The 18,956-nt window shown below is 66.7% G+C and carries 24 protein-coding genes and 2 pseudogenes; 11 read left to right on the top strand and 15 right to left on the bottom strand.

Annotated features, from left to right (window positions below; all coding sequences use genetic code 11):
- Nucleotides 1-49 precede the first annotated feature (49 nt).
- Nucleotides 50-880 (top strand): BtpA/SgcQ family protein, encoded by an 831-nt coding sequence (locus ACFEMD_RS17840; protein WP_394742620.1) that lies wholly within the window; start codon nt 50-52, stop codon nt 878-880.
- A gap of 13 nt (nt 881-893) precedes the next feature.
- Here the strand turns inward: ACFEMD_RS17840 and ACFEMD_RS17835 are convergent.
- From ACFEMD_RS17835 to ACFEMD_RS17810, 6 genes and pseudogenes are all read right to left on the bottom strand, one after another.
- A pseudogene (locus ACFEMD_RS17835) lies at nt 894-1,190 on the bottom strand (hydroxyacid-oxoacid transhydrogenase); the annotation flags it as partial.
- 3 nt (nt 1,191-1,193) lie between these two features.
- Nucleotides 1,194-1,337: pseudogene (locus tag ACFEMD_RS17830) on the bottom strand (N-acyl homoserine lactonase family protein); the annotation flags it as partial.
- Between the two features lie 103 nt (nt 1,338-1,440).
- Complete coding sequence (locus ACFEMD_RS17825) at nt 1,441-2,670, bottom strand: tripartite tricarboxylate transporter permease (RefSeq protein ID WP_394742618.1); 1,230 nt, start codon at nt 2,668-2,670, stop codon at nt 1,441-1,443.
- A 118-nt stretch (nt 2,671-2,788) separates the two neighbouring features.
- Nucleotides 2,789-3,142 (bottom strand): 50S ribosomal protein P1, encoded by a 354-nt coding sequence (gene rpl12p / locus ACFEMD_RS17820; RefSeq protein ID WP_394742617.1) that lies wholly within the window; start codon nt 3,140-3,142, stop codon nt 2,789-2,791.
- A 19-nt stretch (nt 3,143-3,161) separates the two neighbouring features.
- Nucleotides 3,162-4,205, bottom strand: coding sequence for a 50S ribosomal protein L10 (locus tag ACFEMD_RS17815; RefSeq protein ID WP_394742616.1), 1,044 nt, complete (start codon nt 4,203-4,205; stop codon nt 3,162-3,164).
- Nucleotide 4,206: 1 nt separating this feature from the next.
- A complete protein-coding gene (locus ACFEMD_RS17810; RefSeq protein WP_394742615.1) occupies nt 4,207-4,839 on the bottom strand; it encodes a 50S ribosomal protein L1 in 633 nt (210 codons plus the stop codon).
- A 189-nt stretch (nt 4,840-5,028) separates the two neighbouring features.
- Here ACFEMD_RS17810 and ACFEMD_RS17805 point away from each other — a divergent pair, with 189 nt between their 5' ends.
- From ACFEMD_RS17805 to ACFEMD_RS17780, 6 genes are all read left to right on the top strand, one after another.
- A complete protein-coding gene (locus ACFEMD_RS17805; RefSeq protein ID WP_394742614.1) occupies nt 5,029-5,409 on the top strand; it encodes a hypothetical protein in 381 nt (126 codons plus the stop codon).
- A complete protein-coding gene (locus tag ACFEMD_RS17800) occupies nt 5,406-6,155 on the top strand; it encodes a CDP-alcohol phosphatidyltransferase family protein (RefSeq protein WP_394742613.1) in 750 nt (249 codons plus the stop codon). Before ACFEMD_RS17805 ends, ACFEMD_RS17800 begins: the two co-directional genes overlap by 4 nt.
- Nucleotides 6,156-6,264: 109 nt before the next feature.
- Nucleotides 6,265-7,278, top strand: coding sequence for a zinc-dependent alcohol dehydrogenase (locus tag ACFEMD_RS17795; RefSeq protein WP_394742612.1), 1,014 nt, complete (start codon nt 6,265-6,267; stop codon nt 7,276-7,278).
- 96 nt (nt 7,279-7,374) lie between these two features.
- Nucleotides 7,375-7,752, top strand: coding sequence for a 6-pyruvoyl trahydropterin synthase family protein (locus ACFEMD_RS17790; RefSeq protein ID WP_394742611.1), 378 nt, complete (start codon nt 7,375-7,377; stop codon nt 7,750-7,752).
- Nucleotides 7,753-8,832, top strand: coding sequence for a glycosyltransferase family 4 protein (locus ACFEMD_RS17785; RefSeq protein WP_394742610.1), 1,080 nt, complete (start codon nt 7,753-7,755; stop codon nt 8,830-8,832).
- Nucleotides 8,829-9,770 (top strand): class I SAM-dependent methyltransferase, encoded by a 942-nt coding sequence (locus ACFEMD_RS17780; RefSeq protein WP_394742609.1) that lies wholly within the window; start codon nt 8,829-8,831, stop codon nt 9,768-9,770. Before ACFEMD_RS17785 ends, ACFEMD_RS17780 begins: the two co-directional genes overlap by 4 nt.
- Nucleotides 9,771-9,855: 85 nt before the next feature.
- On the opposite strand, the gene ACFEMD_RS17775 is transcribed toward ACFEMD_RS17780, so the two are convergent.
- From ACFEMD_RS17775 to ACFEMD_RS17750, 6 genes are all read right to left on the bottom strand, one after another.
- Nucleotides 9,856-10,332 (bottom strand): 50S ribosomal protein L11, encoded by a 477-nt coding sequence (locus ACFEMD_RS17775; protein WP_005555412.1) that lies wholly within the window; start codon nt 10,330-10,332, stop codon nt 9,856-9,858.
- A gap of 74 nt (nt 10,333-10,406) precedes the next feature.
- Nucleotides 10,407-10,709, bottom strand: a complete 303-nt coding sequence (gene cutA / locus ACFEMD_RS17770; protein ID WP_394742607.1) for a divalent-cation tolerance protein CutA — start codon at nt 10,707-10,709, stop codon at nt 10,407-10,409.
- Nucleotides 10,710-10,775: 66 nt separating this feature from the next.
- The gene (locus ACFEMD_RS17765) at nt 10,776-10,970 is read right to left on the bottom strand and encodes an HEWD family protein (protein ID WP_005555416.1); all 195 of its coding nucleotides are present in this window, start codon (nt 10,968-10,970) and stop codon (nt 10,776-10,778) included.
- Between the two features lie 207 nt (nt 10,971-11,177).
- Complete coding sequence (locus ACFEMD_RS17760) at nt 11,178-12,827, bottom strand: hypothetical protein (RefSeq protein WP_394742606.1); 1,650 nt, start codon at nt 12,825-12,827, stop codon at nt 11,178-11,180.
- A gap of 301 nt (nt 12,828-13,128) precedes the next feature.
- Nucleotides 13,129-14,640, bottom strand: a complete 1,512-nt coding sequence (locus ACFEMD_RS17755; protein WP_394742605.1) for a phosphoenolpyruvate carboxykinase (ATP) — start codon at nt 14,638-14,640, stop codon at nt 13,129-13,131.
- 303 nt (nt 14,641-14,943) lie between these two features.
- The gene (locus ACFEMD_RS17750; RefSeq protein ID WP_394742603.1) at nt 14,944-15,309 is read right to left on the bottom strand and encodes a cupin domain-containing protein; all 366 of its coding nucleotides are present in this window, start codon (nt 15,307-15,309) and stop codon (nt 14,944-14,946) included.
- Between the two features lie 152 nt (nt 15,310-15,461).
- Here ACFEMD_RS17750 and ACFEMD_RS17745 point away from each other — a divergent pair, with 152 nt between their 5' ends.
- The 3 genes from ACFEMD_RS17745 (at nt 15,462) to ACFEMD_RS17735 (ending at nt 16,591) form a co-directional block, all read left to right on the top strand.
- Nucleotides 15,462-15,698: a hypothetical protein gene (locus ACFEMD_RS17745; RefSeq protein ID WP_394742602.1), complete on the top strand. Its 237-nt coding sequence runs from the start codon at nt 15,462-15,464 to the stop codon at nt 15,696-15,698.
- A 46-nt stretch (nt 15,699-15,744) separates the two neighbouring features.
- A complete protein-coding gene (locus tag ACFEMD_RS17740; RefSeq protein ID WP_394742601.1) occupies nt 15,745-16,320 on the top strand; it encodes a class I SAM-dependent methyltransferase in 576 nt (191 codons plus the stop codon).
- A gap of 133 nt (nt 16,321-16,453) precedes the next feature.
- Nucleotides 16,454-16,591 carry a rubrerythrin-like domain-containing protein gene (locus ACFEMD_RS17735; RefSeq protein ID WP_394742600.1) on the top strand — a complete coding sequence of 46 codons (138 nt, stop codon included), beginning with the start codon at nt 16,454-16,456 and terminating at the stop codon, nt 16,589-16,591.
- Nucleotides 16,592-16,597: 6 nt separating this feature from the next.
- On the opposite strand, the gene ACFEMD_RS17730 is transcribed toward ACFEMD_RS17735, so the two are convergent.
- Complete coding sequence (locus ACFEMD_RS17730; RefSeq protein WP_394742599.1) at nt 16,598-17,068, bottom strand: hypothetical protein; 471 nt, start codon at nt 17,066-17,068, stop codon at nt 16,598-16,600.
- 125 nt (nt 17,069-17,193) lie between these two features.
- The gene (locus tag ACFEMD_RS17725; protein ID WP_394742597.1) at nt 17,194-17,688 is read right to left on the bottom strand and encodes a small multi-drug export protein; all 495 of its coding nucleotides are present in this window, start codon (nt 17,686-17,688) and stop codon (nt 17,194-17,196) included.
- A gap of 149 nt (nt 17,689-17,837) precedes the next feature.
- Between ACFEMD_RS17725 and ACFEMD_RS17720 the strand changes: the two genes are divergently transcribed.
- Nucleotides 17,838-18,617 carry an HAD-IIA family hydrolase gene (locus ACFEMD_RS17720; protein ID WP_394742596.1) on the top strand — a complete coding sequence of 260 codons (780 nt, stop codon included), beginning with the start codon at nt 17,838-17,840 and terminating at the stop codon, nt 18,615-18,617.
- 1 nt (nt 18,618) lies between these two features.
- On the opposite strand, the gene ACFEMD_RS17715 is transcribed toward ACFEMD_RS17720, so the two are convergent.
- On the bottom strand, nt 18,619-18,951 hold the full coding sequence (locus ACFEMD_RS17715; RefSeq protein ID WP_394742595.1) for a DUF7344 domain-containing protein: 333 nt from the start codon (nt 18,949-18,951) through the stop codon (nt 18,619-18,621).
- Nucleotides 18,952-18,956: the final 5 nt, after the last annotated feature.

The following is an 18,956-nucleotide window of genomic DNA, read 5'->3' as shown; positions in this document are numbered from 1 at the left end:
TGAGACGGGAGAACGGACCGCTTATTCGGGTCGCGGGAACAGTGCCGGTATGACCAGGGACTTCCTCGAGCGCTTCGACGCCTCCCGTCCCGTTATCGGAATGGTACACCTTCCCCCGCTCCCCGGCGCGCCGGGGTACGACGTGGACGACGGTCGGGAGGCGATCCGCGAGCGAGCTCTCAAGGACGCCCGTCGGCTCGAGGCCGGCGGGATCGACGGGATCGTCGTCGAGAACTTCGGGGACGCACCGTTCTACCCCGAGGACGTGCCGACCCACACCGTCGCGGAGCTGACCGCTATCGCAGCCGAACTGACCGACGCGGTCGACGTCCCGGTGGGAGTCAACGTCCTCCGCAACGACGCCGAGGCCGCGCTGTCGGTCGCCGCCGCCGTTGGCGCCGACTTCGTCCGGGTCAACGTCCACGTCGGAACCGCCGCCACGGATCAGGGCGTCCTCGAGGGCCGGGCCCACGAGACCGTGCGCCTCCGCGAGCGGATCGCTGCCGACGTCGCGATCCTTGCAGACGTCCACGTCAAGCACGCGGCGCCCGTCGGCGAGGACGATATCGGACTGGCGGCCCTCGAGACCGCAGAGCGGGGCTGTGCCGACGGCGTGATCGTCTCGGGGCCCGGAACGGGCGCGGAGACGGCCCTCGAGGACGTCGAACGCGTCGCCGAGACGCTTTCAGAACACGGGCTCGAGGTGCCGGTGCTCGTCGGCAGCGGCGTGACGAGCGAGACGCTCGGGGACTGTCTCGCAGCCGGCGCCGACGGCGTCGTCGTCGGCACGGCACTCAAGGAGGGCGGCGAGACGACGAATCCAGTCTCGAGCGAACGGGTCGAGGAGCTCGTCGCGGCTCGAGGAACAGCGGGATCGTGAGACGGGGCGGACGTCACTCCCAGTTGTGCAGTGCGTCCCGGAAGATGTCGGCGGCGTCCTCCTTGGTCACGGGTCGAGGGTTACACCGCAACAGCCGCTGCTGGGTCTCGACCGTCTGATTCGCGAGCCAGTCGACGTCCTCCTCGTCGACGTCGGCGAGTTCGGCGAGCCCGCTCGGGATGACGTTCAGGTCCTGCTGGAGCCGGACGTACTCCGACCTGGCCAGGTCGGCCGCCGCCCGCGTTCCGACGCCGTCGGTGTCGGCGCCGAGCATCTCGGCGACCTCGGCGAACCGTTCGGGGTCGCTCGCGGTGACGAGGTTCCAGACCGGGATCTCATCGTAGTCGAGGTCCGGGTTCGGCTCGTCGTGACTGGCGAGCGTCTGTCCCTCGATCATGTAGTTCTGGTCGCACTCGAGTCCGCCGCGGTACAGGACGTCGATAGTAGCGTCAACCATGGATGCTCGAGTCGTGCGACACCATTCCTAACTATTAATAATTTGCATACGCGGAAACGTATCCGGCTGACGGGTCGATGCTACGTCGCACCGCAACTGACCGTTAGACGCCGAGCATCAGCGGCCCGATCAGCACCCCCATCAGGTGGACCCGTCTGGCCCGGAGCCGAACCGGAACCATCCCGATCGCCGCCGCGACGACGAAGACCAGGATCCCGAGAAGGCCGGTGAAGAGATAGGAGAGGACGACCAGCAGACCGAGAACCGCCGCCGAGATCTTCCAGTACTCCGTCCGGCCGACGAGTTCGAGGTAGGCGTCCCCCGCGGTAATCACGACGACGAAGCCGACGACGCCGGCGATGAGCACGCCCGACAGCAGGACGGGAAGCTCGAGGGGTGCGCCGACGTTCTCGAAGGCGACCATCACCCCGGTTCGGGGCTGACCGATCGCGAGCAGGGCGAACAGCGCGAATATGGTATTCGCCGTGTCGACCCCGCTGGTGGCGACGATGTACCCCCGATCGCCCGCGTCGCCAGGGACGAACACGAGCACCGCGACGGCGGCGATCGCAGCGGAGATCCCCGGCAGGTAGCCGACGACCGCGCCCGCGACGGCGCCGGCGAGCGCGGTCGCGCCGACGAGCCAGCGCGGCATCGCGATCGTCGCCGACTCCTGGGACGGGATCCCGCTGCCCCGGATCGCGTCGATCAGCACGGGCGCGCCGAACAGCCCCGCGAACAGCGGTGCGAGGGTGCCTCCGGCCTCGAGGGGCGCGTCAGGTGAGAGATCGAGCGTCGCCGCGCCGAGGATCGCCGCGAGCCCGAAGGAGAGCGCTCCGCCGGCTCGGCCGCGCCAGGTCCGCTCGGAGGCGATCAACGCGACAACGATCGCCGCGAGCAACAGCGAGAGGTTGCTCCTGATCGTCGGATACGCCGCGGTCACGCCCCAGGTGATCGGCACCGCGAGCGGGATCGCGACGAGGACGGCGAGCAGACTGCCGAGCGCCGAGAGGCGGATCGCCTCGTACCCTCTCCCCGCGAGCACCATCCGGTGGCCCGGCAAGGCGGTGACGGCCATCTCGGCGTCGGGAACGCCGAGCGCCATCGCGGGCACGGCGTTCAGAAAGGTGTGGACGACGCCGGCCGCGAGCATTCCCGCGCCGACGAACAGCGGCGGCCCGGGAACCGCGGGGGCGACCCCGGCGAGCAACAGCGCGAAGTTGTTGGCGTGGAGCCCCGGTACGAGCCCGCTCAGCGTACCCAGTGCCGAGCCCGCGAGGATCCAGGCGAGCAGGTGTAGCGCCAGCCCCGGATCTCCGACGAGCTCGACCATCGCCGTCGTTGGCCCCGGCTTCGGATTTAAACTCGAGCACCGATCCGTTGCGCGGCGCTACCGCTGAAACGTAGCAGCTCGAAAAATACGGGATCAGTCGAAATCGTCGCGTCGCGACTTAGCCGAAGAGTTCGCCGAGGCCCTCGCCGCCGGCCTCCTCGTCTTCGTCGTCGTCGTCGTCTTCTTCTTCCGCTTCGGCCTCGCCGGCCTCGTCGGCTTCCTCGTCGGCTGCGCCCTCGTCGGCTGCAGCGCCACCCGCGGCGGCGCCGCCAGCGGCGGCACCGCCAGCGGGGACGGCGGCGGCTTCCGAGACCGCGTCGTCGATGTCGACGTCCTCGAGCGCGGCGACGAGCGCCTTGACGCGGGACTCCTCGACGTCGACGCCGGCGGCGTCGAGCACGTTCGTCAGGTTGTCTTCGTTGATCTCTTCGTCCGTCTCGTTCAGGATGAGTGCAGCGTAAACGTATTCCATTGTAGTTACCTCGAGTTAGTTATCCGAACATCGCACCGAGCCCTTCGCCGCCACCGCCGTCCTCGTCGTCGTCGTCATCGTCGGTGTCGGCCTCGTCGGCCTCGGCTTCCTGGTCGTCTGCCGATTCGTCGTCCTCGTCCGCGTCGTCAGCCGACGCGGACTCGGCGGGTGCCTCGACGCCCTGCAGTTCCTCGGGCAGGGCCTCCTCGTCGTCGATCTGGGCCGCGAGCGCGCGAAGCTGCGCGTCGGCCTTGCCGACGAGGTCGGGCATGAGCGCCTCGTCCTCGATCGCGGCCTGCAGGCCGAGGCTCTTGGCCTCGCCCGTGGCCTTGGCGATGAGGGTCGGCGCCGTCGCCTCGGTCGGGTAGCTCGCGTTGATCGAGAGGTTCCGGGCGCCGGCGGCCGCCGCCTGGATGTCGCTCTCGTAGGCCTCGACGTCGATGTCGAGATCCTCGGGGTCGAAGAGGGTCCCTTCGGCCACGACGGCGCGAAGGTCGAGCCCGACTTCCTTGGGCTCAATACCCAGCTCGTTGAGGACGTTCGCGAGGTCGGCGGTAACCTCCTCGCCGGCCTCGAGGACCGTCGAGTCCTCCATGACCTTGATCGAGCCGTCCTGAATCCGAGCGTTGGCGCCGATGCTCTGGAGCTCACCGACGAACGGCCCCGGGTCGACACCGGTGTCCCCTTCGGGGATCACGATGTCGTTGGGCGCCACCTCGCCCTCGTTGATCGGGGCGGGGGTCTTCGACGCCTCGAGCTCCTTGTAGAGCGCGAACGGGTTGTCGTTCGTACCGACGAGCCCGACCTGTCCCTCGATCTGTTCGACGAGGTCGTCGAGGTCGGCCTCCTCGAGCGCACGGACCTGCAGGGTGTTACGGCTAACTCGCAGCTCGGCGCTGCCGTGCAGGTCGCGACGCATGTCCTGGAGCTGTTTGCTCGGAATGCCGGCGATGCCGACGATGCCGACGCTCTCGTAGCTCTCGATGAGTTCGCTGAGCTCGTCGACCTCCTCTTTCTTCCACTGGGGAAGGTTCTGGGTCTTGCGCTCGGCCTCTGCGCTCATCTCAGGCCACCTCCACGGACGGGCCCATCGTCGTCTTCACGTAGACGGTATCGATGTTCTGGGGCCCCTTCTCGAGGTCGGCGTGCAGGCGCCGGAGGATCACGTCGATGTTGTCCGAGATGTCCTCGGCGTCCATGTCCTCGGCACCGACGCGCGTGTGGAACGTGCGGCGGTCCCGGGAGCGGATTTGCACGGTGTTTTTGAGCCGGTTGACGGTCTCGACGACGTCGTCGTCGGGACCGAGCGGGTCCGGCATCTTCCCTCGAGGACCCAGGACGGTACCCAGGTATCGAGCGATATCTTGCATCATCGCCTCCTCGGCGATGAAGAACTGAGTCTCGTCCGCGAGGTCTTTGGCCTCGTCGTCGTCCAGATCGGCCACGTCGCTCTCCGAGAGTACCTCGTCCGCGACCTCTTCGGCGCGGACTGCGGTCTCGCCCTCGGCGATGACGACGATCTTGGTCTCTTGGCCGGTTCCGGACGGCAGGACGACCGACTCATCGACACGGTTCGACGGTTCGTTCAGGTCGAGATCGCGCAGGTTAATCGCGAGGTCGACCGTCTCGGTGAAGTTCCGATCGGGTGCGTCCTCGAGTGCGCGAGTGACTGCTGTTTGAATATCCGAATCTGCCATCGTTCACCTCCGTAGTACGCAGGAGTGCTCCTACGGGTCAGTGAAACAGGCTGCGCCTGTCTCTGTTGAACGAAGTGGGATGCCGGACTTAAACCCGTCGAACTGTCCTGCCCGTGTGTCTCCGGCCCGTAGCCGGGCGACGAGCCCGCGCGCCGAAAGGCGTTTTTCCCCGCCTCCGGTACGTTCGGTATGGCCGACCCCGCCGCCGACCTCGAGTTCGAGTCGCTCACGCCGACCCACTGGGCGGCGATCGGGCTGGCGGCGGTGACCGCCGCGGTCCACCTGCTCCTCGGACTCTCCTTTCTGCCCCACTGGATGGGCGGCGCCTTCCTGGTCGCGACCGCGGGGTTCCTGCTCGGACTCTGGTTCGTCCTCACCGACCGCCGACGCCGTCTCGTCTATCTCGTCGGCATTCCCTTTACCGGCGCCCAGATCGTCCTCTGGTACGTCGTCAACGAGCCGACGGGAATCGCCGACGTCACGGCCGCCGGCGCGGTCGACAAGGTCGCACAGACGCTGTTGATCGTCGCGCTCGTCGTTCTGCTGGCCCGTGGGGAGCGAGAGCCGTGACGACCGATCCCCTCGAGCGACGACGCCCGACGGTCCCCCAGTGGGGACGGGCCACGGCGGGCTGTGTCACGGCCGCGCTCCTCGCGCTGTTCGCCCTCGAGATGATCTGGCCAAATGGACCGACGATCACCTTTCTGGGGATCGTCGCGGGCGTTCTCGTCCTCGAATCCGTGCTGTTGTTCCGAACGATCGATCGCGCCAGCACCCGACCGCTTACATCCGCGACGTGGGTGACCCTCGCACGCGGTGGAGCGGTCGCGGTTCTGGCCGGCTTCCTCGTCGTCCCGACGCCCGACGGCCCGGCCGCGTGGGCGCCGGCGGTTCTGTTCGCGCTCGCGGCCGGGCTCGACGCCGTCGACGGCCTCCTCGCGCGGGCGACCGATTCGACGACCGAACTCGGGGCGCGACTCGACGTCGAGATGGACGGACTGGTCGTCCTCGTCGGCTCGGTCGTCGCCGTCGTCGCCGACGCGGTCCCGCTCGCGTTCCTTGCCGTGGGTGCGGCGCGGTACCTGTTCGTGCTGGGCTCGTGGTGGCGACGGCGACGCGGCCGGCCCGTCCTCGAGTTGCCGCCCAGCCGGGTGCGGCGCCCGCTCGGCGCGCTGGCGATGGCCGCCGTCTGGCTCGCGCTGGCGCCGGTCCCCGGACGGTCGATCTCCTACGCGGTCGCCGCGGTCGTCACGGTGCCGTTCCTCGCGAACTTCTGTCGGGACTGGCTCGCCGTCTGTGGCTACGACCTACCGTAGCACGGACAACGACCAAGTATCTCCCCGCGGAACCGTCCCGTACCGTGATTGCTCCCCACCACGAACCGGACGCCTCCGCTGACGTCGACGCCGACCCCGGGAGGGGCGGATGAACGCGCGTCGACTCTCCTTTACCGCCCCCGGCTCGGTAGCCGTTCGGACCGCCCCGGTTCCGGGACCCGGCCCCGACGAGGTGCGGGTCCGAACGGCCGTCTCGGCGATCAGCGCCGGTACAGAAGGACTGCTCTACCGGGGCGAGGCACCCGCCGATCTCGAAGCCGACGCCGAACTCGACGCTCTCAACGGGGATCTGTCCTACCCACTTTCGTACGGCTACGCGGCCGTCGGCACCGTCACCGCGGTCGGCGACCGGGTCGACGGTGACTGGCTCGAGCGCCAGGTGTTCGCGTACAACCCCCACGAGAGCCACTTCTGTCGCTCCCCCGACGAACTGCTTCCGATTCCGGAGACCGTCGACCCCCGCGAGGCCGCGCTCTTTGCGACCCTCGAGACGGCGGCCACGTTCGTCCTCGATGGCCGTCCGCTGCTGGGCGAACGGGTAGCCGTGTTCGGACAGGGCGTCGTCGGCCTCCTGACGACGGCGCTGCTCGCCCGCTTCCCCCTCGAGGAACTCGTCGTCTTCGACCGGTACGAGCGGCGCCGCGAACTCGCAGCGACGTTCGGCGCGGATCGGGCGCTCGATCCCGAGGGAGGCGACGCCGCCGAGCGGTTCGACGAGGTCGCCGGCGGACGGGCGGATCTCACCTACGAGCTGTCGGGCAACCCCGACGCGCTCGACGACGCGATCTCGACGACGGGGTTCGACGGTCGGGTCCTCGTCGGCTCGTGGTACGGGACGAAGCCGGCGACGGTCGACCTCGGCGGTCGCTTCCACCGCAATCGGATCGACGTCCGGAGCAGCCAGGTGAGCACCATCGCGCCCGACCTCTCCGGGCGGTGGGATCGAGACCGCCGTCACGAGACGACCTGGGATCGACTTCGGGAGCTCGAGCTCCCCGGACTGATAACCCACGAGTTCCCGCTCGAGGACGCCGACGAGGCCTACGAGCGCCTCGAGAACCGGCCCGAGTCGACGATCCAGGTGCTGTTGACGTACGACTGACGGTCGCCGACCGCGACGACGATCGACACGAGCTCCGACGGCACGCGGAGGCGTTCCGGCACAGCAGTTTACGGGATCCGCCTCGTAGGCTCTCGCATGTACGCCGTCTCGGTCGACCGGTCGCTCGTCGCCCAACACTACCTGACCGTTCCCGATCCGGGCCCGGAGGGAGCGCCCCACTCCCATCACTTTGCCGTCGAGGCGACCTTCCGGGGGCCGGAGCTGAACCGCTTCGAGTACCTGGTCGACATCGACGCGGTGACGGCCGCGATGGACGCCGTCGCCGACCGCTACCGGGATCGGCTGCTCAACGACCTGCCGGAGTTCGAGGACGCGAACCCGAGCGCCGAGCGGTTCGCCCGCGCGTTCGGCGACCGGCTGCTCGACGAACTCGAGCCCGACGGTGCGACCGAGCTCCGGATCGAAATCGCCGAGGACGATGTCGCCCGCGTCGCCCACGAGCGGGACCTGTAGATGGAGGTCGGACTCGTCGTTCCCGACGACCTCGAGACGACCTCGGGGGGGTACCGGTACGATCGCCGGCTCGTCGCCGAACTCCGGGCCCGGGGAGACGACCTCGAGGTGATCGTCCTCTCGGAGACGACCGGGGACGACCTCCGCTCCCGACTCGATCGTCGGTTCGACGTCCTCTTGCAGGACGAACTCTGCTACGACCGCCTCGCCGCCCACAATCCGAACCTCGAGTCGCCCGAGCTCGTCGTCTCGCTCGTCCACAACCTCCAGTCCGACGACCCCTCGCTCGCGAACCGAAAGCGAGAGCGGCTCCGCGACCGCGAGCGACGCTACCTCGGGACCGTCGACGCGGCCGTCTGCACGAGTGCCCATACCCGCAGCCGGATCGGATCACTGGTCGACCTGCCGACGGTGGTCGCTCCCCCCGCAGGTCGCCACGAGACAGTCCCAGTCGACCGCTCGGCGGTCGTCGCCCGCGCGCGAGAGAGCCCGCTGCGGATCGCGTTCGTCGGGAACCTCGTTCCCCGAAAGGGTCTCGAGGCGCTGCTCGAGGCGGCTTCCCGGCTCGAGGGCGACTGGGAGCTGACGGTCGCCGGAAGCCCCGACGCAGACCCTGCGTACGCGACACGGATGCGCGAGCGAGCCCGAACGCTCGAGGTCGCCGATCGGATCGAGTTCGCGGGCCGCGTTCCGGACGACGCCCTCGAGTCGATCTACGAACGGAGCCACGTGCTCGCGGTCCCCTCCCGACACGAGGCGTTCGGCATGGTCTACCTCGAAGGAATGGAGTACGGCGCCGTCCCGATCGCCAGCCGGAACGGGGGTGCGAGCGAGTTCGTCGCCGACGGCGAGAACGGCTTTCTCGTCGCACCCGAAGCCTCCGATCGCATCGCGGCCCGTCTCGAGGAACTCGTCGCCGACCGGGACCGGCTGGCGAGCCTCGGTGTCCGAGCGCTCGAGACCGCGACCGCCCACCCCTGGTGGGCCGAGACCGCGACGACGGTTCGGTCGTTCCTGCAACGCGGGCTCGAGAGTGAATTCGAGTCACACGGCGCCGAGAGTGAGGAGGCGAGCCCGTGACCGACCAGCGAACGTACCTCGAGGTAAAGCGAACCGTCGACGACCGGGCGCTGAATCGTCGAGTGCTCGAACGCTTCGTCGCAGAACTCGACGGACGCTCGAGTCCGGTGCGGATCGTCGAGATCGGCGCCGGGATCGGCACGATGATCGCCCGACTGGCGGCGTGGGACTGCCTTCCGGAGGAGGTCGCCTACCGGGCCGTCGACCGGGACGCCGAAAGCGTTCGATACGCACGCGAGCGCGTCCCCGACTGGCTCGAGGACGCGGGCTACGCGGTCGAACGACTCGAGGACGAGCGGGGAGAGACGACGCTGCTCGCCCGCTCCGACACTACTCGGATCGAGGTCACGCTCGAGGTCGCAGACGGGTTCGGGATCGAGGACCGGGCCGACGCCGTGATCGCATCGGCGGTGCTGGATATCGTCGACTTCGAGCGGGCGATCCCGGCGATCGAGGGATTGCTCGAGCCCGACGGCCTGCTGTACGCCCCGATCACGTTCGACGGCGGGACGACGTTCGCGCCGCGGGACCCGGCCGACGACCGGATCGAACGCCGCTATCACCACCACATGGATGCAGTGCGATCGGCGGGCGGAAGTCGGGTCGGTCGCGAGTTGCTGTGTCGACTTCCGGACGCCGGCTGGTCGGTGCTCGAGGCCGGCGGCTCGGACTGGGTGGTCCGGCCCCGCGCCGAGGGGACGGAAACGGAGACAGAGATGGGGTATCCCGGCAGGGAACGAACGTTCCTCGAGGGCCTGCTCGAGACGATCGACGGCGCGCTCGCCGAACTCGAGACCGACGAACGCGACTCCGGGATTGCGGACCTCGAGCCCGCCGAGCGACGACGCTGGCTCGAGCGGCGACGGAACGAGCTCGAACGCGAGGAGCTGGTGTTCGTCGCGCACAACTTGGACCTCCTCGCTCGTCGGCCGGGGTGAACGGCCTCGTGGCGAACCCACAGGTAGCCGTCGCGACGGCTGGCGCTCGAGGGCGAGCGGAAAGCCGCAAAACGAAAGAGCCGCGTTACGCCGACAGCGCGTCGTCGTACTCGCCGGCGTCGACCTTCTCCTTGAACTCGCGGGCGTCCTCGCCCTCGATGGTGACGCCCATCGAGGCGCAGGTGCCGACGACCTCCTTCGCGGCGTTTCGCGTGTCGTAGGCGAGCAGGTCGGGATGTTTCTGCTCGGCGATCGTCTTCACCTGATCGATCGAGAGGTCGGCGACGAAGTCCTTCTGGGGTTCGCCGCTGCCGGTGTCGAAGCCGGCTTCGTCCTTGACCAGTGCGGCCGTCGGCGGGACGCCGACGTCGATCTCGAAGGAGCCGTCGTCGTCGTAGTCGACGGTGACGGGCACTTCAGTGCCGTCGAACGCTTCGGTCTGGTCGTTGATCTCCTGTACGACCGCCTGCACGTCGACGGGGGTCGGTCCGAGCTCGGGACCGAGCGGTGGGCCAGGGTTGGCCTGGCCACCCGGAACGAGCACTTCGATGGTTCCAGCCATACCCGTCACAACCCGTGCGCGAGTTTTAAGGATTGCTTTTTCGGGTAGTCGAGCCTGTCACCGACTGGCGCACGCTACTCGACGCTGTCGGCGCGCCACTGGGCGAACGACTCGAGGACGTGCGCCTCGTCGAACCGCTCGATACAGGGGACGTCGTAGGGATGCAGCTCCCGAACGCGATCGACGAGCTCGTCGTAGGCGTCGTCGGTCGTCTTGGCGAGCAACACTACTTCTTCGTCGCGGTGGATCTCCCCTTCCCACCGGTAGGTCGACGTCGTCGATAACTCGTTGACGCAGGCTGCCAGTCGTTCCTCGAGCAGCGTTTCGGCGATCCGTTCGGCCGCCTCGGGCGGCGCCGTGACGTAGACGGTCGGCATGCTCGCGAGTACGTCGGTGACGGACAAAAGCGTGGTCGATCGGCGATTCGGCCGGTCGAGACGCGCTCAGCTGTCGCCGTTTCCGACGACCGGATTGAACGTCCCGGTGATATCCCACTCGTGAATACAGTGGGGGTTGCCGACCCGTTTCTCCCCGTCCTCGAGAACCAGCTGCCACGCTCCGAGGTCTTCGTCCCATCGTTCTGCTCGTTCGCACTCCTCGCATACTCGCATCGTCGGTTTCCGTACCTGTGCGTTCATTACCAGGTGTGCGAACTCGACGCACATAACGGTGTCTCTGCGCGGCAATTGCTGCCACTTGCTTCGAACTCGGACGGTATCGACGCCGTGACGGTACGAGCCCCGTAACTATACGATTGGGACGAGTCAACACGGGGCAGTGCGGGCGGGTCGCGAACAGCCGCGGCTCGAGGTCGCAGTTATCGAAAAATTGTAATTCGAGCGTCGTCAGCAGGCGGTGGCTGCCTTCTCGTCGTTCGCGTTAACGGGCTCCTCGACGGCGTCGTTCTCGTCAATCGGCTCCTCGACGGCGTCGTCATCCGCCGGTTCCTCTGCGGGCTCTTCCTCAACCGGTTCTTCCTCTACAGGCTCTTCTTCAACCGGCTCCTCCTCTACAGGTTCTTCCTCAACCGGCTCCTCCTCTACAGGTTCTTCCTCAACCGGCTCCTCCTCGAGTTCGCCGGCGTCGACGATCATGACGAAGATGGTCGCCTCTTCGATCGTCACCTGTAGCACGTCCTCGTCGGGTGCATCGACGGGTTCGTCATCGACATCGTTCTCGTCGGTCGGTTCCTCTACAGGCTCTTCATCCGCCGGTTCCTCCGGGTCGACCGGTTCTTCGGGCTCAGCCGGTTCCTCTACGGGCTCTTCGTCAGCTTCGTCGTTGTCGTAGTCGTCAGCTTCGTCGTTGTCGTAGTCGTCGGCTTCGTCGTTGTCGTAGTCGTCGGCCTCGTCGTCCTCGTAGTCGTCAGCTTCGTCGACCGGTTCATCCTCGACCGGTGCGTCCTGGTGGACGCCGAGGTCGACGATGGTCGCCTGTTCGATGGTTACCTCGATCGTTCCCTGGTAGACGTACATGCCGTCGTCCTCGTCGACGCCGTTGTCGTCGACGGGTTCGTCGTCAGCGTAGTCGTCCTCGACGCCGTTGTCCTCGAGTTCGTCGTCTTCAACGTCGTTTTCGTCGGCGTAGTCGTCCTCGGCGTCGTTGTCATCGATCTCGTCGTCTTCGACATCGTTCTCGTCGGCGTAGTCGTTCTCGATGTCGTTCTCGTCGATCTCGTCGGGGAGGTCGTCGACGTCTTCGACGATAACGAAGATGGTCGCCTGATCGATCGTCACCTGCTGGTCGTCAGGTGCCTCGGCAGGGTCGTCCTCGAGTTCGTCTTCTTCGTCGACACCGTTCTCGTAGTCGTCGGCCTCGTCGTCCTCGTAGTCGTCGGCCTCGTCGTCCTCGTAGTCGTCAGCCTCGTCGTTGTCGTAGTCGTCGGCCTCGTCGTCCTCGTAGTCGTCGACCTCGTCAGCCGGTTCGTCCTCGAGTTCGTCCTCCTCATCGACCGGTTCCTCGCCAACCGGTTCCTCATCGACCGGATCCATGGCCGGCTCCTCCTCGAGGAGGACGAGCGCGGTCGCCTGGCCGATCGAGATCTCCTGGGCGTCGTCGATGTCGTTCTCGTCGACGCCGTTCTCTTCGAGATCGTTCTCGTCGATACCGTTGTCTTCGAGGTCGTTCTCGTCGATAGCATCGTCTTCATCGACCTCGTCGTCGTCCGCGTAGTCGTCCTCGAGTTCGTCGTCTTCTTCGTCGACGGCGTCGTTCTCTTCGTCGGTCTCGTCGACGTCCTCATCGAGTTCATCTTCCTCGTCAACCGGCTCCTCCTCGAGTTCGTCGGCGTCCTCGATCAGGACGAAAACGGTCGCTTGTTCGATCGTCACCTGTAACGCTCCGTCGTCAGGCGCATCTGTCGGTTCCTCGTCGGCTTCGTCGTTCTCGTAGTCGTCGACGCTGGTTACAGCGGGGCCCGCTGCAACGGCTGCGGCTCCGCCCGAGCCCAGCACCATCAGCGCGACAACTACGACGAGTATGTTACGTACGCTCATGTCCCGCGTTCGTGATACGGGGAGTCGTGGCGCTTAAACTGGGACTGCCATTTCAGTGATAAATATCCCGTTCCGCCGGGTAACCCGGGCGCTATTGGCCACTGGCCACAGAAAATGCCAATTACGTTTACCTTTCTCACCCGGCAGATTTCGGGCGACAGTACGGTGATGAGCCGTCGAACGATATCCCTAGTATCTCTTTCCCGACTACTCGAGTACGCCTCTCAGATCCCGTTTCCTTCATCGACTCACGTCGATCAGTATCGATACGGATACCGAATCCTGAACGACGGTTCGACGCTCAGTACACCGACTCGAGGATCTCCTCGCGGAGCTCGTCGAACTGTGCGAGATACTCCCGGCGTTCCCGTCGTAGCTCCGCCAGGGCCGCGTCGTAGTCGTCGACGTAGTCGGGGACGTAGTAGTCCTCGACGTCGATGCCGGGAACCGATTCGGGAATCGTTAGCCCGGTCGCGTCGTCGTCGGTCCACTCGACGGTTCCGCGAGCGGTCTCAGTGAGGATCGTCACCGACTCGGTGACCCCGACGTCCTTCGCGTCGTCGCCGAGATACCCCGTGTTGAGCAGGTAGCAGTCGACCCCGAGCGCCTCGATGAGGTCCTTGAACAGGTTCCCCTCCTCGCCCTCGGGACCGACGATGAAGGGGTTCGTCCCGACGACGCGGATCGACTCGCCGGCCCGCGATGGATCGCCGGCGCTGGTTTCGATCGACTCGCCGAGCATGAACGCCGCGGCGGCCTGGGCGGTCGAGAGCTTCGAGACAGGCGGCATCAGCGGGTTCCGCGTGATGAAGAAGACCTGGTCGACCCGGTCGAGGTCGATCTCGTCGGCCGCACTCGAGAGCTCGTCGCGCTGGACGGTCGCGCGCGCGTTGGTCGTGTACCGGGGCTCGTCGAAGTCGACCGTCCCGTCGTCGTCGACGGCGACGTTCTCGAGGATCGCCGACTCGTCGGTCGCGGCCTCGTACAGCGCGGGCTGTTCGTCCTCGCCGAGTCCGATCGTCTTGATGAACAGTCCCTTCCCCTCGCTGCCGGGCACCGTTCCGTCGGGTAACAGGGCGCAGACGTCGTCCTGGAGCATGGTCGCGCCCTCCTCGTCCTCGAGCCAGCAGCCGTGGGCGGTCAGCGTCGACTTGCCGGTCGCCGACAGTCCCATAAAGAGCTGGCCGACGTCTCGCAGGTCGCCGTTGGCGTCGCGAACGCGGACGCGTTTGCTTCCGGCGTGGAGCCCGAGCCCACCCTGCTGTTTGATCCGGTACATGAACAGCCGGAGGAACGACTTCTTGGCCTCGCCGGTGTAGTCGCTACCCAGCACCGCGGTGAACCCCTCGTCGGGGAGGATCCGGATCGCGGTCTCGTCGTGGTCGGGCAGCTGTACGGTCTGGAGGTCCGGCTCGCGGCCGTCGCTGGGTTCGAACAGGCTCGCCCAGGCGAACGCGATCCGGGCGTGTTCGACGGGAACGTAGAGCCGACAGCAGAAGGTCGCTTCCGGGTGACGTCCCATCAGGCGGTCCACACAGAGCAGCTCGCGGGTTTCGGTAGCGTCGACCGCGGTCTCGACCAGGTCGTGGTCGCGCTCGCCGAACGCGTGATCGACGGCGTTTTTCGTTCGATCGGAACTCCGCGAGCGAACGTCGCTGACGTACGACGGCGAGCCGAACTCCGTCGTCGTCTCCTCGTGTTCGGCGAGCTCGCGCAGCTCCTCAAGCGACGGATCGTACCGGACGTTCGATGCGGTCGCTGGGTCGGGAAGCGCTCGGCTCGGCGGACGCGGCTCCGCCCCGGTTTCGGACATACGGTTCGGTCATCATCTTCCTTATGTATAAACATGGTGGCCTTTGATTCGAGCGTGTCAGTTTCTATCGCACGACTAAGAGAGATAGGCTAATCCTACGTATTACTGGCCGAACTACCGAATACCGCACGGTCGGATAGTAGTCAAACATCAGATAACAATGGAAGTGAACTCGACTCAGAAGTAATTCTAATTCGGTTTCGAACGAGGGTACTCTCGTCTCTACGAGAGTGACAGCTTAGCGAAATAGCGATCGAAGAAGTTCGTCAGTCGGCGATCCAGTTCCAGTTCGTTGCCGTCCGGCTACTCCTCGAGGATGCCGTCGTCCTCGACGTTCGGCGCGCCGACGACGAGCACGCGGCTCTCCTCGGCGGCTCTGAGCTGTCGCCACGACTCCGGCGGGACGACGAGCACCTCGCCGGGGGTGAGTTTGACGACGTCGCGTCGGTCCTCGCGTTCGATCGTAACGTCGACGGTCCCCTCGAGGACGACGTACAGCTCCTCCTGTTCGTCCTGGCGGTGGTAGGCGTTCTCCTCGCCTTTCCGGTAGTGCCAGACGCTCGGTCGCATCCGTTCGGCGTCGAGGTCGGAGCCGATATCGAGCAGCGTCGGCGCCTCTCCGTCGAACTCGCGAGTGTCGGCGTTCTCGGGATCGATCAACGAGTACATGGTCGCCGGTTCGAGGACCGAACGCAAAAAACCGATGCCGGCGGGGACGCGTCCCCGTGTCGCCCGTCCGGCGTCGTCCTGTAGAGAGGGGTTGACGTCCGAACTCGAGTAGCGGCCACGTTACCAATATCCTCTCGGGTCGAAGGTCGAGTATGGACCCGTACTTCCCCAGTCCGAACCCACCCTGCGCCCCGAAACCCTGCCAGCGGTGTGAGACGCGCGTCGACGGCGACGAGACTGAGGGGTGGTGGCTCGAGCGCCGACAGTGGCAGGGGCCGAACTACTACCAGCTGCTGTGTCTGTCCTGCTGTGTCGCCGTGATGAACGAGGAGCCGATCCACCCGGACGTCGCCCACGAGGCCGACGTCCGTGACGTCCTCTACGACTGACCGGGAAGGGGGAACCGGGAAGTGACGGGGGAGCCAACGGCTGCGTATGGGTTTTCACACGTTTCCGCTCGAACGCGCCGACGAACTCGAGGATCCCTCGCGGTACCGGTACTGCTCGCGCGAGGAACTGCTCGAGTTGCTCGCGCCGACCGCCGAGGAGGCCGTCGCCGATCTGGGTTCGGGAACCGGGTTCTACACCGACGACGTCGCGCCGTTCGCCGGAACGGTGTACGCGGTCGACGTCCAGTCGGCGATGCACGACCGGTACCGGGAGAAGGGGGCGCCCGAGAACGTCGAGTTCGTGACCAGCGGGGTGTCGACGCTGCCGTTCGCCGAGGACGAACTCGACGGGGCGTTCTCGACGATGACCCACCACGAGTACGCGACGCCGCCCGGATCCGACTCGTCGGACGGCGCGCTCGAGGAACTCGCGCGGGTCCTCCGGCCCGGCGGTCGGCTCGTTACCGTCGACTGGTCCGGCGATGGGGACGGCGAGGACGGGCCCGCCCTCGAGGAGCGGTTCTCGCTCGAGGAGGCCGTCGACGGGCTCGAGGCGGCCGGCTTCGAGGTCGAGACCGCTCGAGACCGACCCGAGACGTTCGCGCTGGTTGCAGTCCGGTAGCTCGGACGCTGTCACTGTCGGCATCTGGACGATCCTCCAGAATTAAAGGATATTCCTCCGATAACAGTGTTCGTATATCGCATTCGTGTGTTCATACGAAACAGATTTTCGTGTCATCTACTGCCATGATCGTATGGTCGTCGATCCGTACACCCCGAACGAACCGCGCTACGAATGTGCCGGCTGTGGCTACAGGGGTAGCCCCGACTCGAGCGAGCTGTGTCCCGACTGCGGCGGCCAGCTCAGAAACATTGCGGTCGCCCGGGAGTAGCGCGGCTCAGTCGAAGTCCGGCAGGTCCTCGGGGGGTTCGTACTCGGCCTCCCAGTCGATGTACTCCTCCTTGAGGATCACCGAGACGATCTGGCCGAACTCGGTCAGCTCGGCGTTGATCGCCGAGACGGTGCCCCAGGTGTCAAGTTCGGGGTGGTACTCCCGCTCCTGCCAGTCCTCGGGGATGCCGGGAGCGTGGTAGCCGACCCGGTCGGCGAAGTCGTCCCAGAAGAAGTCGAACTCGGCGAAGAGATCGAGATCCCGGGCGATCCCGTACTCGTCGTCGTCGAGGTCAGTGTCCTCACGCCACTCCGCGAACGCCTCGTCCCAGGCGCCCTCGCGGAGAAACCCCTGTAGCTCCTCCCGTCGGTAATCGATCTCGGTCGGATCCTCGGCGCTGATCGTCGCGTCGTCGTACTCGTTCGGATCGACGAACGACAGCTCCGGCGGCTCCGGCGGATCGACCTCGAGTGCCATAACCGCCCGTACGGCCGGTCGTCGGATAAGGATTCCCACAGAGATCGTACGGACTCGCGTACTCGCTTCCCTAGCAACTTCGAGACGGCTCACGGTCGCTCCGAAAACCGGTACAGGGTACCATATCAGACGATTCCGAGCGCGGAGAAGCCGGCGACCGAGGTGACCGTCAGCACGACGGTCCAGACGGCGATTCCGGCAGTCATCCAGGTCGCGACGAGCCGACCCCGGCTGCCGGCGAGCAGGGCCACCAGGGCGGCGATGTGGACGCCGGTCATCACCGGACCAGCGAGAGAGACGCCCGGAAGCCCGTACTGATCCCAGAGCCGACGGGCTCGTGCGTAGCGGTCGCTGGGCTCGTCGCTCCCGGTACGGCTCTGCCACCACGCCAGCAGCCGTCGATAGCTCAGGATCAGCGCGTACACCGAGCCGACGTTGCCGATGAAGGCGACGACGGCCGTCATCACCGGGTTCAGCCCGAGTCCGATCGCGACCGGAACGACGACGAGGATCTCGACCACCGGAATCGCCGCGAACAGGAACACGAGCGCGTACTGGACGATACCCGTCGATTCCTCGAGGGCTGTCCCGACGTCGACGAGCAGCGGTGCAATCATCATTCGAACGCCTCTTCTCGGAGGTACGCCCCGTTTCGGTCAAGTACCTGCCGTTGTAGTACCAACCGAAACGGTTCACACCACCGACTTTTCGCGACTCCGATAGCTCGCGGATCCGAACACTCAACCGCGCTCTTCCCGTACGTCCGGTGATGACAGGCTACGAGGCGGCGATCCTCGACGTCGACGGGACGATCGTTCGGGGGGAGGCGCTCCTTCCGGGCGCGACCGACGGGCTGACGGCCCTCGACCGGGCCGGCTGCGACCGATTGCTTTTCTCGAATAACCCGACGCGGGGCAGCGCCCACTACCGGGAGAAACTCGAGCCCCACGGAATCGCGGTCGAGCCCGAAAAGGTCCTGACGTCGGCGACGGTCTCGGCGGAGTACCTCGCCGCGACCCACCCCGACGCGACGGTGTACCTGGTCGGCGACGATCGCCTCGAGTCGATCCTGGCCGACGCGAACGTCGCGCTCGCCGACGACCCCGAGGCGGCCGACGTCGTCGTGGGCTCGTTCGACAGCGACTTCTCCTACGGGACGCTGTGGGAGTCGCTGCGGGCGCTCGAGAACGGGACCGAGTTCTACGGAACCGACCCCGACACCACGATCCCGGTCGACGACGGGCTGATGCCGGGCTCGGGGGCGATCCTCGCGGCGATGGGCGCCGTCGCCGGCCGCGAACCCGACGCGATCCTGGGCAAGCCCTCGAGCGTCGCGGCCGAGGCGGCGATCGATCGGCTCGGCGCAGACCCGGCGGACGTCCTCGTCGTCGGCGACCGCCTCGACACAGATATCGCGCTGGGCGAGCGCGCCGGAATGGAGACCGCGCTCGTGCTCACCGGAATCACCGACGAGGCGACCCTCGAGTCGGCGAGCGTCGAGCCCGACCACGTCCTCGAGTCGCTGGCCGAGGTCGAGCGGCTACTGTAGCCTACTCCTCCGGCGTCTCGAGGAGCTTCGCGACCGTCACGAACGCATCGAACTCGGGGGGCGAGCCGTTGATCTGGACGGCGTTGCGGTCCGGATCGTACTGGATGAACTCCACCTCCGCGGATTTCGGCAGGTGGACGTGCTGGAGTTCCAGGGCGATCTCGTCGAAGGAGTCGCCCTCTGGATCCCCGTCGGGGGCGTCGTCTTCCCACTCCTCGACCGTCTCGACGACGTTTTCGACCGCGACGGGGCCGTTCCGCTCGTAGAGGTAGTACAGCGCGTACCTGCGGCGTTCGTCGCTCAGAAGCTCGAAGACCGTCTCCAGCTCGACCATGGGAA

Source organism: Natronococcus roseus, assembly GCF_043677095.1.
Lineage (GTDB): Archaea > Halobacteriota > Halobacteria > Halobacteriales > Natrialbaceae > Natronococcus > Natronococcus roseus.
The sequence above is the reverse complement of the archived record's forward strand: the minus strand, read 5'-3'. Positions and strand labels throughout refer to the sequence as shown.